Origin of the sequence: Desulfosporosinus cupriresistens (assembly GCF_001707885.1) — a bacterium.
In the GTDB taxonomy this organism is placed as follows: Bacteria; Bacillota; Desulfitobacteriia; order Desulfitobacteriales; family Desulfitobacteriaceae; genus Desulfosporosinus.
Genome location: NZ_MASS01000033.1, coordinates 1 through 16,387 on the forward strand (window position 1 = coordinate 1; position 16,387 = coordinate 16,387).

Below are 16,387 nucleotides of genomic sequence, written 5' to 3' on the forward strand. Positions count from 1 at the left end.
AATCGTCGAGAGATAAGTCTTAACAGAATCAGGCAAATAACTTTTCGGCACTAGGACGATTGGAATTTGCTTTATAGCTGCAATTGGAGCAATTGACAAGGCATCAGGATAATCCTCTCCTGTCGCGACAATTAATTCTGTCGGAGGAGTTGTTTGTTTAGCTATGTTAACCGAGGTCTCATACCTATCTTGACCTGCAATACGAGTTGGCGCAATTCCCATAGCTCGCAATTCCGTCTCAATTGATGTTGGGATGACTACTGTTCCACCTATAATAAATACACTCTTAACTTGTAAAGCAATTAACGTCTGCTTTGTAATATCCTGCATACTACTTCCACTGGTCAATAAGATTGGAGCATTATATTTTTTGGCTAGAACTACCGCTGATAAAGCATCTGGAAAATTCCCACCATAAGCTAAGATCGCATAATCAGCTTGCGTCCACCCATGCTGGGCAATAGCTTGAGCTGTAGCGTATCTGTCTGCCCCAGCCAAGCGCGTTATGGACGGTAGTGTGCTTGCATAAGTTGGCATGGTGAAAAACACTGAGATAATAAGAGTAAGTAATACCACCATAGTCTTTTTCTTCTGTAGCATAGTTTCCCCCTCTTTTTTCTATACGATTTGTTCCACGGGCCTAGGAATATTGTTGTGAAACATATCACATTATTTGTTGGATCCACTTATTATTCAAAGACTTGTCCCCATCTTCATGTCATCTATCCTGCAACATTCCACAGATTTTCTTAAATTCCTGCATAAGCAGCTGAAACTATCCCTGCAAATCTCTTATCTTGGCAAGCAACGACACTCTGATTCCATCGAATCACTGTTTTATTCTATTGTCCGTGAAGTTTTTACTTCGTTATAATGCTTTACATTGTCGTGAAATTCCCATAGTAGCCATACTTCCGAGGGTTAAACGTGGAAAACCGTTTTTCTTTTAAAATAGTGGCAGCCCCTGAAAGAACTAATTGATGAATCAACGGAATCATTTTTTCTTGCACTATTTTACCACTCAGTTTTATTTTATCATCCGTGCTGATGTACATAACCCTAATACCTATTACATCAGCTTCATAACTTTCAAGTAAATCTTGAGTAGCAAAGTTTTTAAGGCTTTCAACATAGCTTAAAAAGTAGTCTACAAAGAAGAATTCCTCCTCTATATGACTTTCGATGATACCAGGAGACTCCTTATCGGGCATGACTCTTAAGTCATAAACGCTTATTACCGTTAAGTTCATAATGAACACTCCTTTAACAGTAAAATTACGAGTTGTCGACGTTATCCCCCTGGAGCAGAAAAACAATTATATAAGCATATGAACTGCATCCTTAATATATTAATCTGTTACTCTATATATTTCCCTTGGTATCTTTTTTTCAAAAATATTCAGAGAAATATTCATCAAGAATAACGCGCGTGCATGGGGTTGAAATGAAAGCATAGCCTAAGCAAAAACAAAAAGGGGATGTGTGAAAACTCAGTCTCCAAAATTTCAAGTGGTTATAACAATCAATAAGCGTCCTCATTTCACTATTAAAGTGGAGTGAGGACGCTTGTGTTTTGATGATATAGAAGCAAAAGTAGGGATGTGAAAAATATAGTAACAAGTTTTAGCACAGCCCCAGTCACTTATCATAAGTTTGCTCCAATTTTTCGGTCAACATCATGTTCAACAACATTTATTATTTTAGCAACATTTTGAGCTATTGTTTCTTGATCGGTTCTAAGATCTCAATTCAATTCGCATTTCAGTTTGTGTTTGATATATTTTCGCGAGAAACTCCATAATTTTTTGATCCATATCCCCTCCCCCTTGCAGCATGCTTATAACAAAATTTTGTAGGCTATTACTGAAGATATTAGCGTTTTTATTCTGTAAAAAGCGGTGTAAAGCTGTTGTCATAAACATTAACAAGACCTTTGTCTGTTATTCTGATTGCAGGAATCACAACCAGCGACAGCAGCGACATAGTCATAAAGGGCGAAGCAAGCGGCGAGCCAAGAGCTGCCCACGCCTCGGAAAGCTCACTGAGTGCCTCGGCAACCTCCGCTGCCGCTAAATCGCTCATCAGCCCGGCAATCGGCATTTTTAGCAGTGCCAGAATCTTTTCACCTTCTACGGCTGTCATACCACCCGAACACTCAACTAATGTATTCGCCGCAAAGGCCATTTCGGCGTCACTCGTCCCTAGCACAACCAAGTTATGAGCATCGTGGGCATAGGTTGAGGCGACTGCACCCTTTTTTAGACCAAAGCCATGTACAAAACCAAGGGTCATTCCGCCTTCTGCCTTGTGCCTGTTTATGACCGCAACTTTACAGATATCTTTTTCTGTTGCAAGCTCAACTTCTCCGTTTCTAACCGGCAGGTCTTCCACCATTTCGGTAGTCAACACATTGGAGTCATGAACGCCAACCACCCTGACACTTGCAGTCTCCGTGCCCAGAGGCGCTTGCACAATAAAGTCGCTTGGCAAAAACTTGCGAGTTATTTTCACAGAAGCCCTGAGCTCCTCTGGGTATACATAGCCTCCGACAGGCACTGTTAGACTTCCTTTTTCGGCCACAAGCTCCCCGTTGATGATCACTTTTTCAACCCTCACCTGAGTTAAGTCACTCAAAATGTTAATGTCCGCAAAACGGCCCGGGGAAATGGACCCTATATCACGTTCCATGTCGAAGCAGCAAGCGGTGTTGAGGGTTGCCATTTGAATTGCTGTCACTGGCCGCACACCCTTGGAAATTGCGAGGCGAATGATATAATCCATGTGCCCGCGCTTTATAAGGGTGTCACCATGGAGATCATCGGAAACAAGCAAAGCAAGCCTAGTATCGATTTGCTGCTCCGTAATCGCTTTGATCACTTCGGGCAGGTCATCCCAAGCAGAACCTTCCCTAATCATCGCATACATTCCAAGCCGCATTTTAGCGAGAGCTTCACGCGCGCTGGTTGATTCATGACAACAGTTAATTCCTGCCGCAATATAAGCGTTTAAGGCAGCGCCTGTATCCGTCAGTGGGAAATGGCCTGTTACCGTCTTGCCCGCCTCAAGTGTTTTCTCCACCTTTGCGCAGGTTTGCGGGTCACCGGACAAAATGCCGCTGTAATTCATCATCTCACCCAGACCCGCGACACCTTCCCAGTTCAGCGTGGTTTGGATATCCTGCGGCGTTATAGTACTGCCTGTGTTTTCAAGGCCCGGCGACGCCGGCACGCAGGACGGTATGGTTGTAAAAACACGCAACGGCGTTGCAGCTCCGTCTTTCAGCATGGCTACCATGCCGTCAAGACCGGCGACATTGACAATCTCATGTGGGTCCATAAAGATTGCAGACGTTCCATGGGGAATAGTAGCTTTGGCATACTCGCCCACAGTCATCAGGCTGCTTTCTACATGCAGGTGACCGTCAATAAAACCGGGTACCAGATACATTCCTTGGGCGTCAATAATAACTGTTTCCTCACCAATAGCCACTTCAGCATCCCCTACAAGCGCAATACGACCCAATTTTACGGCGACATCTATGTTGGGTTGAATTTCACCAGTAAAAACATTGACAAGCTTACCGTTTTTAATGACCAAATCGGCCTTCAATTTCCCCTGCGCTGTAGCTGTAAGCTGTCTGCCAACTTCCCATAGCTTATATCGATTGTTCATGTAAATCCCTCAATCCATCACACATTTATACTCCCAGCATATCCCCCAGTTACTAGAAATTTGTCCTTGAGGAATTAGCCGAAGCTGACAGTCAGTAAACAGAGAACCATTATGCCCGCGTTAAATTTCAACATTAATCAACTTATGATTCAACACATCAATTAACCCCAAGTCTGTCAATCCCAACTTGGGAACTGTAGGTAAAGAAATAAAGCAAAGAGACATAAACGGGGAAGGCAAATGGCATCCCAACTGTCGAGCGGCTGTATTGACGTCTTCAAGCTCTGTAAGTACAATCTCAGCCGGTTTCTCACTCATTAAACCTCCGATCGGCAGTTCCATTTCACCTATGACCTGACCTGCTTTAACGACAACCATACCACCTTGCAGCCGGTGAATCGCATTAGCTGCACAAGCCATATCGGCATCATTCGTTCCGACGCAGACGATATTGTGATGGTCGTGAGACATGGATGTCGCTAAGGCTCCTTCTTTCAGGCGGAATCCCTTAACAAAACCAATCCCCACCCCTCCGGTCTTACCATAACGCTCAACAATAGCTAGTTTTAGAATATCTTTTTCCAAGTTACTCAGGATTTGTCCGTTTGTAATAGTAAGTTCTTTGACATCCCACTCGTTAATAATTTGGTCATCATAAATCCGGATCACATTTACTCTCGTTGTCGACCTTTGACTTTGAGTTGGTACAACAAATGCCTGAGCACTGACAGGCGTCTTAAGTATAATCGTCTCTTTGATCCAATCAGGATAGTTTCTATGTTTACTTTCCACCACGAGATGACCGTTTTCCGCAACAATCTGCCCCTCATAGATGACTTTGGCTGGAGCGATGTTCGATAAATCTTTAACGAGTAAGATATCGGCCAACCTGCCGGGGGTAATACTCCCTATCTCGTCTTCCAAACGGAAGTGTCTTGCGCAGTTCAAGGTTGCCATTTGGATGGCCTGCATTGGCGGCATTCCCAGCGAAATCGCTTTATTCACATTATAGTTAATATGGCCTTCATTCTGAATATCGCTAGCATGCTTGTCATCCGTGCAGAAAATCAAATGTTCATGACTCAGACCATGTTTAAGAACCCCTGTAATCAGCTCCTCGACATTACGTTCTGTGCTGCCTTCTCTGAGCATCGCCGTCAATCCTAATTGCACTCTCTCTAGAAGCTGTTCATAGGTAACACACTCGTGGTCATCAGACATCCCTGCGCTGGCATAAACGTTGAGCTCTTGTCCAACACGGCCAATAGCATGACCATTAACTATCTTGCGTCGTTGCAGGGCGGCAGCAATTTTTTTAAGATATTCTTCTTTAATCACAAGAACCTTAGAGGGATCTAACTCACCCAAACTGATACTTTCTGTCCACTTTAACATTTCTTCCACTTCAGCAAGACCAAGAATTCCACCTGTAGTCTCCAAGCCAGGTGCAGTTGGTACTCGGGAAGACACCTGGATAAAGGTCCTGTATGGGAGCTCCGCGATGGAATTGACCAGTGCTTTTACACCATTAATTCCTGCTACGTTGGCAATCTCCATGAGATCTGCCATAATTGTCGTCGTGCCGTGCGGCACAAGCACATCCGCTAAGGCCTCTGGTGAGAGCAAAGTAGTTTCAAAGTGCATATGCCCATCGATAAAACCCGGCACAGCATACATCCCGCCACAATCTAAGATCTTTGTAGCCTTTAATTCAGCCAATGGATCAATGGAAACAATCCGTTTCCCTTTAATGTAGATATTAGTCTGATAGATTTGTGCTGAGTAGACATTTACTAGGTTTACATTCTCCAACTTCAGGTCACATTCGATGATACTTAACCCGGCTTCAAGCACGGTTTTGATTTCTTCGTAGGTTCGCACTGCCTACACTCCTTTTTTCAAGCATGAAAGGTAGATCCATGCATGCTAGCAGGTACAAAAATGAAGGAGCCAACACAATGAAATCTGGTTGGCTCACTTTTTGTCATCCAAAGTTGCTTGTCCCAGCTCAATTCAGCCAATGACATCACACTGGACTTTGTAGAGCTGAGAACTCGTTATATAGAGACTTTAACGTTCCTCACGTGAATATGGAATTCCAAGTGCAGCAGGTGTTCCCGAACGCCTGTTTTTTGTCTCCCGTGTAGTGAAGACCAAGACAACAAATGTAAAGACATAAGGCAGCATCTGTAAAAAATTAGATGGGATCATGACACCTAAGGCTTGAAGATGTAAGCCCAGTGAAGCAATAATACCAAACAACCACGCGCCCAGTAGAGCACGAGCCGGATCCCAGACGGCGAAGATAACTAGTGCTACCGCAATCCAACCTCGGCCAGCCGACATGTTTTCAATCCAGGAGGGAGAATAGGCTAGCGATAGATAGGCACCACCCGCGCCAGCGAGCATACCTCCGACAATAACAGCAACATACCGGACGAAAAAGATGTTATGTCCCAGAGCGTCTACCGCCGATGGATTTTCGCCGGCTGCCCTGAGAAGAAGCCCTATTTTTGTTTTATAAAAAACGAACCACAGTATGACAACTAAAATTACGCTGAGGTAAACCATAATATCCTGTTTGAAAAATATATCACCAATTACAGGAATTTGAGAGAATAGCGGGACGGCAACTGCTTTAAAGGTCGAGGTGGGCGGAATTCCCACCAAGCCACGTCCCAGGTAAGCTGACAGGCCCGTACCGAAAATAGTCAGTGCCAGGCCGCTCGCCACTTGACTCGCTCGGAAAACGATGGTAATGACCGCATGAATTAGTGCCATAAGTCCGCCCGCTATCAAGGCCACCAACAGGCCCAGCCATTTGTTGTCTGAATAGGTACCCACGTAAAAGGCGCTAACAGCTCCTACGAGCATCATGCCTTCAACACCTAGATTCAAGATTCCCGAACGCTCAGCAATAACTTCACCAAGCGAAGCATATAAAATCGGGGTGCCTGCAACGACACCAGCTGCAAGGATGGCGATTATATAGTTTAAATCCATACCGTCATGCCTTCTTTCTTACCAAACGGTAATTGTTAAAGATTTCGCCGGCCAGCACGAAAAACAGAATCGAGCCCTGAAACATGGACACCATGCTCGACGGAAAGCCGGAGGTCTGCAGGCTGAAGCCACCGACCAGCAGCCCGCCCATTAGAAATGATGCCAGCAAGATACTTAAGGGATTCAGCCGAGCAAGCAAGGCAATAAGTATGGCGGTATAGCCATAGCCTGGAGAAATCGTCTGCTGCAATCGGTGAAGCACGCCTGAAACCTCAGCCATACCGGCAATTCCCGATATGGCCCCACTTAAAAACATCACCTTCAAGACATTTTTAACATAACTCATGCCGGCATAATCGGCCGCCTTGCGGCTGGAGCCGCTAACGCGGATCTCATATCCCCACTTAGAATATTTGATAAGGAAGAACATCACTATAGCAATGATTAGCATAAGAAAGATGGCATAACTGATTCGAGTGTTGCCGAAAACTGGTATGGTCGCACTATCCGGAAATTGTTTCGTGAGAGGAAAATTGTTTCCCTTAGGATCTTTCCAAGGACCATAAACAAGATAGGCAATCCAAAAATAAGCCACATAGTTCAGTAAGAGCGAGCTAATAGTTTCATTAACATTCCAGTAAGCCTTCGGAATGGCCGGAATCAAGGCCCAAAGTCCGCCACAAATAAAGCTGGCAACCAACATGAGTGGGAGCATTACGAGTATTGGCAGGTTCGAAAAAAACAGAGCGAAATAAGTAGCGCCGAAAGCTCCCATATAAAATTGGCCTTCTGCCCCGATGTTCCATAATTGCATGCGAAAAGCCAGCGAAACCCCTAGGGAACAAAGCGCAAGAGGAATCATTTCTACAAGCGTTTCACTAAGGCCATAGGCTGAGCCAACGGAAGATTGTAGAATCTCACTGTAAAGCTTTAACGGGTCCTTTCCGGTGAACAGCACAAATAGGCCAGCAAAGATTAGCCCCAGCACTATAGAGGTCACAGAGATTCCAAACTTCTTCAGAGCAGAGCTTGAATTTGTTTTTTTAATCTCCCAATTTCCCAACAATTTAAGATTCATGAAGATCTACCTTTCTTTTACCGGCCATCATCAGGCCGATTTCTTCACGCGACGTTTCACTAGGGTTAACAACGCCCATGATTTCACCCCCGTGCATCACGATGATGCGATCCGTCATGGAAAGAAGGTCTTCCAGATCCTCTGAAATAAGGAGCACTGCCTTACCCTTTTCACTCTGCTCTATGAGTAGTCGTCTGACATAATCGGTCGCCCCGATATCAAGACCACGCATCGGATACACTGCAATAATCAGTTTTGGATCGGAGTCGATTTCACGTGCCAGCAGAAGTTTCTGAATGTTTCCGCCCGACATCATTTTAACTGGGTTAGCCGTACTCGCTAACCTGACATCAAATTTTTGTATTAAACGATCAGTGTCACTTCTAACTTTATCCCAACGAATAAAGGCGCCATGATTCTTGCGATAACTTTTAAGGGCCATATTTTCATAAGCGTTAAGGTCCGTCACAAGCCCGGTGGTCATGCGATCCTCTGGTACATAGCTAATACCCAGATCAATCCGTTTTTTTCGACCGGATTTTGTGCAGTCTTTTCCGCTGAAGGAAATGCTTCCTTGTTTAACCATACGCAGGCCTGCCACAGTGTCGGCAAGCTCCTTCTGGCCGTTGCCATCAACCCCCGCGACGCCAAGTATTTCGCCGTCATATATATCGATCGAGATATTTTTCAATTTCAGCAAACCATTGTTGCCCAAAGCCGATACATTATTTAAAGACAGAATTTTATCATTTTTGCGATGGGATTTCTTTTCCACCACGTCACTAATATTTCTGCCCACCATCATTTTGGCAAGCTCTTTTTCATTCGTATTTTTGGTATAAACGGTACCTATGGATTTTCCGTCTCGTAAAACGGTTATGCGATCTGTGTTCTCTAAAACCTCATTCATTTTATGAGAAATAAGAATTACTGATTTTCCGTTTTTAACCATCTTCAGAAGTGTTTCGTAGAGCGCATTGGCTTCCTGAGGGGTCAGTACAGCAGTCGGTTCATCAAGTATCAAAACTCTGGCACCCAACAGGAGTAATTTAATGATTTCCACTCGCTGTTGCTCTCCGACCGAGAGTTGCCAAATTTTCGCTTTGGGATCGATGGAAAGTCCGAAGGCTTCTGATTGCTTGATAATCTGCTGCTCAATTTCTTTGAGGTTATAAATCTGTTTTAGATCCTTAATACTAAGCATGACATTTTCTGCCACCGTAAATGGCTGAACAAGCTTAAAATGCTGGTGCACCATCCCAATACCGTAGTTGACAGCATCTTTTGGCGACGAAAATTCAGTTTTCTTGCCCTCAATGTAGATGTCACCCCCATCGGGACGATAGAGGCCTGTGAGCACGCTCATCAACGTGCTTTTCCCCGCCCCGTTCTCACCGAGCAGAGCATGGATTTCGCCAGAGTTAACGTTAAACGAAACCTGATCATTGGCCAGGATGCCCGGAAATTCTTTGATGATTTTGCGCATTTCTATCATGGGGGTATCTCCCATTGATCTCACCCTTTCAAACATTACCGCAAACCGGCGAGAGTCCCGCCGGTTTGCTGCTAACACCATTCTTCATTTCAATGGGGACATACCTGTAGGTGTGTCCCCTGACCTTGTTCGATCGGTTAAGATTTGGGAATTGATCCCGATACGCCTTTAACAAACCAATTAATGGAAAGAAGAACATTGTCTGGAGCTTTATCTCCCTCTTTGACTTTCAGTGTGCCGCTTTGATCATAGATCGGTCCTGAGAAGGGATCGAATTTTCCATCCATAATATCCTGTTTTTTTGCAGTAACTGTGGCCTGGAAGTCTTTATCAACTTTGTCACTGAAAGGCGTTATATCAATGATTCCGCCATCTTTAATCCCGCCAAAGTATTGTGTTGATTTCCATGTTTTGGCCATAACTTCCTTAACTACTTGCACGAAATACGGACCCCAGTTGGATACATCACCAACAAGGATAGAATTGGGTGCAAATTTTGACATATCGGAATCGTGACCAACTGCCAGAACGCCTCTATCTTGAGCTGTCTGAGCAAACGTCGGCGAGTCGACATGCATCGCTAGCACATCGGCGCCTGCGTCAATCAGACTGTTGGCAGCAGTTTTTTCCGTTGCTGGATCGTTCCAGGAATTTGTCCAAACAACCTTAACTTGAACCTTAGGGTTGATCGACTGAGCACCCAGGGTAAAGGCATCGATATTACGGATAACTTCAGGTGTACCGAACGGAGCAAGAAATCCGAGAACATTGCTCTTTGTGTATTTTCCTGCTACCATACCGGTTAGATACCGGGCTTGATAGTCTCGGTTGAAATATGTGCCTAAATTGGCAGTAGCTTTGTAACCGCTGCAATGTTCAAAGACAACATCGGGGAACTTCTTAGATACATTAACCATGTAATCCATGTAACCATAGCTGGTACCAATAATGATCTTGTTGCCCTTTTGAGCCAGATCTGTGAAAACACGTTCAGCGTCTGCCGTCTCGGGAACGTTTTCAACATAGGTTGTTTCAACGTTCTTCATTTGAGATTCGAGATATTTTCTGCCCTGGTCCTGGGCGTAAGTATAACCAAAGTCGCCCACAGGTCCAACATAAACAAACGCAACTTTGATTTTTTCTTCTGTAGCTGGCTTGCTTGCTTGCTCATTAGTCGATGGCTTGCTTGCTTGGGAGCACCCGCTGAGCAACACCGATAGAATCATAGCAAGGACCAGCGTAAGTACACCGATTTTGTTGATTTTTTTCATAATCTCTCCTCCATTGTATTTATTAGTTTGGGATTTTCTCACATAAATATACCGTTCTTTCATCCCTTCTTTCTGACTGGACAGTCTAATTCATTAACGCTTATCCTGGATACCGTCGTCGCTTCCCGATGATTCCCACTTTCAGGCAGATTGTTAGTACAAATTGCCCGATCCAGAAACCCGCAAAACTATTGTAGTAGTTTTTCTCGGGATAATAGACAAGCCGATTTACTCAGATGGTACCTTAGAAAAACGTTTTCTGTCAAGTTTCTCATAATAAAAAAGAAATCTTCTACTGCTGGTGTCCCTGGTCTATATCCGAGAAAAAATTCTATGAAATAGACTCTTAAAATGCCGGAGGGGTTATAGCCGAAATAAAGATCAGATCTTCTGGACCAATGCTCCAAATCTTATGGGGAATACTCGAGAAATAATAGATACTGTCTCCTTCTGCTAAAGTATGAATGTCCTCCCCAATTTGGATTTTCATCTGTCCCTGTACAACCAAGATGTTCTCTTCTCCGGGATGAGTCAGGGGTTCGTCACAAGTAACGGCACCTGGTTCCAATCGCGCCATCATCATCTCCAAACTTCTATTTAAATCGGGAGACAACAATTCAAAGGTAAGATGTGAGTCTGGAAATTTCAAAACCTGACGCTCATTTTTCCTCACAACTGGGCTTGATTTGGCTTCATCCATCAAAAAGTAAAATATGGGCACGTCGAGGGCATGGGCAATTCTTCTTAAAGAAGTGATTGAGGGATCCGTAAGGTCCCGCTCTACTTGGCTCAAAAAACCTTGCGTCACCCCGGTCCTTTCTGCCAAATCCTTTAGGGTCAGTTGCTTCTCCATTCTTTTAGTGCGGATTTTTTCACCCAGCATCACTTACCACTCTTTCCACAAGTTCGCACCGTAAGCAAGATTACTCAACAATACCGGCCATCAAAAGACCCATTACCCGTTCGTCTGTTTCCTCTACTGGCATAACCTTCATAATTTTCCCTTCGTAAAGCACTGCTATACGATCGCAAATACTTGTCAATTCCTCTAGGTCCTCGGAGATCAACAACACTCCAATGCCGTTTCTGCGAGCTTCCAAGAGCTTACTATGCAAGTATTCTGTTGCCCCGATGTCCACTCCGCGTGTCGGATAAGCTGCCACTAAGGCCACAGGATTTCGGGTTATTTCCCTAGCCAAAATTACCCGCTGGATATTGCCACCCGACAACCTGCCTGTAGGAGTTTCTAAGCTAGGAGTTTTAATGCCATATTTCTCTACCAAAGACGAACTGTGGGACATAATCACTCGGTTTTGCAGGAGAGAACGCTTGGCAAACGGGGGTTGGTGATGATCCTTTAAAATTAGGTTCTCCCAGATACTAAAGGAAGGAATGGTCCCCACGTGAAGCCGGTCCTCCGGGATATAACCCAGACCCTGTTCAATAATTCTAGCTGGCGCCATTTTTGTGCTTTCTTTGCCATTTAAAACTATTTTTCCTTTACTTACTTTTCTTAGCCCGCCGATTACCTCGGCAAGTTCTTTTTGCCCATTGCCTGAAACTCCGGCAATTCCCAAGATCTCCCCTTCGCGGATAGTAAGTGAAACTCCGGCCAAAGCATCTGTCCCCATATCTCCTTTGGCGAAAACATCTTGAAGTTCTAAAATAGCTTTGCCTGGAGAAAACTCGCTATCCCTTCGACAGGGAGCCATGTCCCTTCCGACCATCAGTCGTGCCAGAGCTTCCTGGGAAGTTTCCAAGGTGTTGACGTCTGCACAAACCTGACCGTCCCTAAGTACGGTCACTCTATCACTAATTGCCATAACTTCATTTAATTTATGGCTAATCAAGATGATTGAGTTTCCCTGATTAGACATGTTTTTGAGCAACAAAATTAACTCATTCGATTCCTGGGGAGTGAGGACCGCTGTAGGTTCATCAAGAATCAGCAGGTTAGCACCCCGATAAAGCGCTTTGACAATTTCGACGCGCTGTTGTTCACCTACACTCAACTGCCAAACATAGGCATCGAGATTAATCGCTAAACCATACTTGTCCGTTATTTCTTGAACTTGTTTTTTTGCGGTTTTTAAGTCCACTAAGAATGTCTTAGATAGCCCTAAGATGACATTTTCACATACAGTAAGGGTGGGAACCAGCATAAAATGCTGGTGTACCATCCCGATCCCAAGTTGAATGGCCTCACTGGGAGAGTTTATCTTTACCGTCTTGCCGTTAAGCGAGATATTACCTGCATCAGGTTGGTAAAGACCGTAAAGGATATTCATCAGAGTTGTTTTGCCTGCTCCATTTTCACCCAGAATAGCAAGTACCTCACCTGCATCTAAGTGGATATTCACATTATTATTGCTTAGAACACCAGGAAAACGTTTAGTGATTCCATGCATTTCTAGGTGTTGGATCTTTTCAACCATGTATACTCACCCATTATTTCTTAGGTAATTCCACCTTTAATTTGCCGCTAATAATGTCTTGTTTCGCTTGTTCTACAGCGGCTTTTGCTTCCACGGGAATCTTGTCAGCCAGTTTTTCATTGTATTTTAACTCAATCGTTCCGTCGGCAAAAGTCAAGGTAAGGTGTTGTCCACCTAGAATTCCTTGTTTTCTCAAGTCAATAATTTTGGTTACGATCTTTTCCCAGTTATATGCTTGGGCTGCTAAAACAGTATCAGGAGCGACACTGCTTTGATCCATATCCGTGGAAAGCCAGTATTTGCCCTTGTTCTCTGCAACGGCTCGCATTGCTCCTACGGCCTGCTGCGAGGAACCAGTAAGGATGTCAGCACCTGCACTCATTTGAGTTTTGGCCAGATTGCCCGCTCCTACAATATCATTAAAAGAGCCCGTATAGGCAATACGTGTTTTGACATCGGCTTTTCCTTTAGCAACGCCCTGTTGGACACCAGAATTGAACTTAACTGCATCTCCTGATTCTACAGGGCCAACAATTCCGACAATGCCTGATTTAGTTGTCATGGCTGCCAGCATACCTAACAGATAACCACCATCTTGGGCTTGTGGGTCGTAGGCAAAAATATTCGGTGCAGTCTCAAAGCCACTGCCATAGGCAAAGGTTGTCTTAGGGAAGTCCTTGGCGATATCCATTAATACGCTTTGATACTGGGAACCGTGGGCAATGATAATATCATACCCTTGGGTTGCATATTGACGTATAGCTGCTCCCGCATCCACTGCACTACCCAGCTTTTCGCTAGTTACAACCTCCACCTTGTCTTTACCCATGGTTTTTTGAACTGCTTTCAAACCTTCTACCATGGACTGACACCAGGCTAGATCATCAACCGTAGCTGGGAGTACAAGAGCGATGCGAACTTTTTCCGCTTTTGCCTGCGGGGCTGTCTCAGCAGTCTTACTGGCGTCGGTGGTGTTGGTACCACAGCCAGCTGTGAAGGCCAACAGAGTCAAGACGGCCAACATTAAAGATAGTACCTTTTTCATTTTTTCTCCTCCTTCAATTTCTCTCTAAAAACTAAACCATTGTTTTCGTAGTTCGTCGTTCGAAGATCCAGTATCGTGCATCGAACTTCGCGCATCGAACATCGCTATATTAACCTCTGGTTCCGCGCTGAAAGGGTTTACCCAGTGCCGCTGGGGCCCAAACCCGCCCAAAGGAGATTGCCAAGGCAACTATGGTTACCACGTAAGGTAAAATAACGGCTAGTTCGTAGGGAAAGTTAATTCCTAACACTTGCACCATGCTCTGAAAAGAATCAGCCATACTGAACAAGAGAGAACCTAAGAGAATCCCCCAAGGACTCCAGCGACCAAAATAAACTAAAGCAATGGCAATAAACCCCCTGCCAGCCGTGATATTATCTGCATACATATTGGCCTGACCAATGGTTAAGAAGGCCCCAGCTAGACCCGCTAGCATACTGCCGACAATCAAACACTCGTATCTGATACGTACTACATTCACTCCCAAGGTATCAGCTGCCTCAGGTTTGTTGCCCACAGCCCGCACATTAAGGCCCCAACTCGTCTTATAAAGTATAAAACCCGACAACGGCACCAACGCTAAAGCTGTATAAACTAGTATGTTTTGGTTGAAAAATATCGGACCCAGAAATGGAATATTGCTTAGAAGAGGAATCTTAACCTCCCTCAAGCCGTTGATCGACGTGATTCCTCCCACGTACAGGCGGTATAATAAACCAGACAGACCCCAACCAAACATGTAAAGTCCTATGCCACTAATTCCCTGTTCAGCCTTAAAGGTTACGCTGACCAGCGCCATCAACAAACCCATTAACGCTCCTATGATTAGGCTAGCAATGATGCCTAGTAAAGGGCTTCCCAAATGCAGAGTAGCAAAGAATCCTGCAAAGGCACCCATCATCATGATTCCTTCCACCCCTAGGTTGTAGACCCCTGAGCGTTGGGTGAACATCTCCCCCAAAGCTGCCAAAAGATATGGTGTAGCTAAACGGATTCCAGTAGCTAGTATACTGATGATAATAGCGGAATTCATGACACCTTCCATTATTACTTGCCACCTTCCCCGTTAACTTTTTGTCCAAATATCTTTGCCTTTAAATGGGTTAGGAAGCTTGGATTCTTTAAAAAATAATCACTTGATACCACGAACAAGACGACTAGTCCTTGGATCACCATAATCATGGCTGCTGGAATATTTACAGCCCTTTGCATCATATCAGCTCCTAAAAGCAGGGCGCCGAACAGCACTGCAGCTGGAATAGTACCCAATGGATGCAAGCGACCAAAAAGGGCAGCAACAATACCGCTAAACCCGTAACCTGCAGATATACCTTCAATGGCGCGGTGATGAACCCCTGTCACCTCAACTGCACCTGCCAGTCCAGCCATTCCTCCAGCGAGAGCCATAGCTAAAATCAAGTACCATTCCACTTTAATACCAGCGTAGCGAGCGGCCTCAGGTCCAGCACCAACTGCCCGCATACGATATCCGATACTGGTGCGCCACAAAAAGACATAAACCAATACCGCCAAGAAAAGTGCGAAAATCAGACCTGAATGCAGCCTGGTCCCTGGGATAAGCCGACTGAGCCAGATCTGTTGAGGGATTGAAGCTGTTTGTGGCACACCCGTACCATAAGATACCTCTTTTGGGTCGATTAACGGTCCACGTATAAGAAACAGATATAATTGTAAGGCAATCTGATTTAGCATCACTGTACTAAGAATTTCATTGACGGCTAAGCGCGCCTTTAACCAACCAGCAATCCCTCCCCATACGGCGCCACTTAATCCACCCACCAGAAATACCAAGGGGAGCAAGAGTACCGCTGGCATATCTGGCAAGGATACAGCTAATGCCGCCGCTCCGATCGCTCCGGCCAGAATCTGGCCTTCAGCACCAATGTTGATAATCCCACTACGAAAAGAAATAACAATCCCTAACCCCACCAAAAGCAAAGGGACTGTCCGTACAAGGGTCTCTGTGATCCCGAATTTGTCACTGATCGGCCCTGTAAACATCACTTCGTAAGCTTTTAACGGGTCCGACTTTGCAAGAATGAGAAATACTGCGCCGATTAGGAGTGCCCCTACCAAAGCGGCAAGCAACACTATGATTTGTATTAAGACCCCTCTAAATCGTGAACTCAACTATATACAACTCCATCCTTTAGTGAAAATTATAATTTGTATTTCGAGAAGGGACCTTCCAGAAAGTATGGAACGAAGAGTTATACTTTTCTGACAAGTATAAAAAAAGCTTTCTAGAGATTAAAATCTCCAGAAAGCTTCATTGCTCAATACTTGGACTTGCCTACATTATATTACCTATATTAAAATATTGCAATGATTTCTTAGTGTGAGTAAATTTCCGCAAAAGAAATTCTC

General features: G+C 44.6%; 13 protein-coding genes. All 13 read right to left on the minus strand.

The window, feature by feature from the left end:
- The coding region (locus DSBG_RS13400; protein ID WP_141694316.1) for a cell wall-binding repeat-containing protein at positions 1–600 on the minus strand (600 nt) is incomplete at its 3' end.
- 278 nt (positions 601–878) lie between these two features.
- Positions 879–1,250 (minus strand): hypothetical protein, encoded by a 372-nt coding sequence (locus DSBG_RS13405; RefSeq protein ID WP_068964825.1) that lies wholly within the window; start codon positions 1,248–1,250, stop codon positions 879–881.
- 631 nt (positions 1,251–1,881) lie between these two features.
- Positions 1,882–3,672 carry an adenine deaminase gene (gene ade, locus DSBG_RS13410; protein WP_068964826.1) on the minus strand — a complete coding sequence of 597 codons (1,791 nt, stop codon included), beginning with the start codon at positions 3,670–3,672 and terminating at the stop codon, positions 1,882–1,884.
- A gap of 120 nt (positions 3,673–3,792) precedes the next feature.
- Positions 3,793–5,553 carry an adenine deaminase gene (gene ade / locus DSBG_RS13415; protein WP_068964827.1) on the minus strand — a complete coding sequence of 587 codons (1,761 nt, stop codon included), beginning with the start codon at positions 5,551–5,553 and terminating at the stop codon, positions 3,793–3,795.
- 189 nt (positions 5,554–5,742) lie between these two features.
- The gene (locus tag DSBG_RS13420; protein WP_068964828.1) at positions 5,743–6,675 is read right to left on the minus strand and encodes an ABC transporter permease; all 933 of its coding nucleotides are present in this window, start codon (positions 6,673–6,675) and stop codon (positions 5,743–5,745) included.
- A 4-nt stretch (positions 6,676–6,679) separates the two neighbouring features.
- Entirely contained in the window at positions 6,680–7,753 is a 1,074-nt protein-coding gene (locus DSBG_RS13425; RefSeq protein WP_068964829.1) for an ABC transporter permease, read from the minus strand.
- Positions 7,743–9,248, minus strand: coding sequence for an ABC transporter ATP-binding protein (locus DSBG_RS13430; protein WP_083236862.1), 1,506 nt, complete (start codon positions 9,246–9,248; stop codon positions 7,743–7,745). The genes DSBG_RS13425 and DSBG_RS13430 overlap by 11 nt, the downstream gene beginning before the upstream one ends.
- A gap of 137 nt (positions 9,249–9,385) precedes the next feature.
- A complete protein-coding gene (locus DSBG_RS13435) occupies positions 9,386–10,519 on the minus strand; it encodes a BMP family ABC transporter substrate-binding protein (protein ID WP_068964831.1) in 1,134 nt (377 codons plus the stop codon).
- Between the two features lie 346 nt (positions 10,520–10,865).
- Positions 10,866–11,402, minus strand: coding sequence for a helix-turn-helix domain-containing protein (locus tag DSBG_RS13440; protein ID WP_009620529.1), 537 nt, complete (start codon positions 11,400–11,402; stop codon positions 10,866–10,868).
- Between the two features lie 40 nt (positions 11,403–11,442).
- Entirely contained in the window at positions 11,443–12,954 is a 1,512-nt protein-coding gene (locus DSBG_RS13445; protein ID WP_068964832.1) for an ABC transporter ATP-binding protein, read from the minus strand.
- A 13-nt stretch (positions 12,955–12,967) separates the two neighbouring features.
- Positions 12,968–13,999 carry a BMP family lipoprotein gene (locus tag DSBG_RS13450; RefSeq protein ID WP_068964833.1) on the minus strand — a complete coding sequence of 344 codons (1,032 nt, stop codon included), beginning with the start codon at positions 13,997–13,999 and terminating at the stop codon, positions 12,968–12,970.
- A gap of 109 nt (positions 14,000–14,108) precedes the next feature.
- The gene (locus DSBG_RS13455; RefSeq protein WP_068964834.1) at positions 14,109–15,044 is read right to left on the minus strand and encodes an ABC transporter permease; all 936 of its coding nucleotides are present in this window, start codon (positions 15,042–15,044) and stop codon (positions 14,109–14,111) included.
- Between the two features lie 2 nt (positions 15,045–15,046).
- Positions 15,047–16,150, minus strand: coding sequence for an ABC transporter permease (locus DSBG_RS13460; RefSeq protein WP_068964835.1), 1,104 nt, complete (start codon positions 16,148–16,150; stop codon positions 15,047–15,049).
- Positions 16,151–16,387: the final 237 nt, after the last annotated feature.

Excerpts from the sequence above, each read along its gene's own strand:
- DSBG_RS13435 (WP_068964831.1), bottom strand. The coding sequence starts at position 10,519 with ATGAAAAAAATCAACAAAATCGGTGTACTTACGCTGGTCCTTGCTATG.
- DSBG_RS13405 (WP_068964825.1), bottom strand. The coding sequence starts at position 1,250 with ATGAACTTAACGGTAATAAGCGTTTATGACTTAAGAGTCATGCCCGAT.
- ade (WP_068964826.1), bottom strand. The coding sequence starts at position 3,672 with ATGAACAATCGATATAAGCTATGGGAAGTTGGCAGACAGCTTACAGCT.
- DSBG_RS13420 (WP_068964828.1), bottom strand. The coding sequence starts at position 6,675 with ATGGATTTAAACTATATAATCGCCATCCTTGCAGCTGGTGTCGTTGCA.
- DSBG_RS13440 (WP_009620529.1), bottom strand. The coding sequence starts at position 11,402 with ATGCTGGGTGAAAAAATCCGCACTAAAAGAATGGAGAAGCAACTGACC.
- DSBG_RS13455 (WP_068964834.1), bottom strand. The coding sequence starts at position 15,044 with ATGGAAGGTGTCATGAATTCCGCTATTATCATCAGTATACTAGCTACT.
- DSBG_RS13430 (WP_083236862.1), bottom strand. The coding sequence starts at position 9,248 with ATGATAGAAATGCGCAAAATCATCAAAGAATTTCCGGGCATCCTGGCC.
- DSBG_RS13425 (WP_068964829.1), bottom strand. The coding sequence starts at position 7,753 with ATGAATCTTAAATTGTTGGGAAATTGGGAGATTAAAAAAACAAATTCA.
- DSBG_RS13450 (WP_068964833.1), bottom strand. The coding sequence starts at position 13,999 with ATGAAAAAGGTACTATCTTTAATGTTGGCCGTCTTGACTCTGTTGGCC.
- DSBG_RS13445 (WP_068964832.1), bottom strand. The coding sequence starts at position 12,954 with ATGGTTGAAAAGATCCAACACCTAGAAATGCATGGAATCACTAAACGT.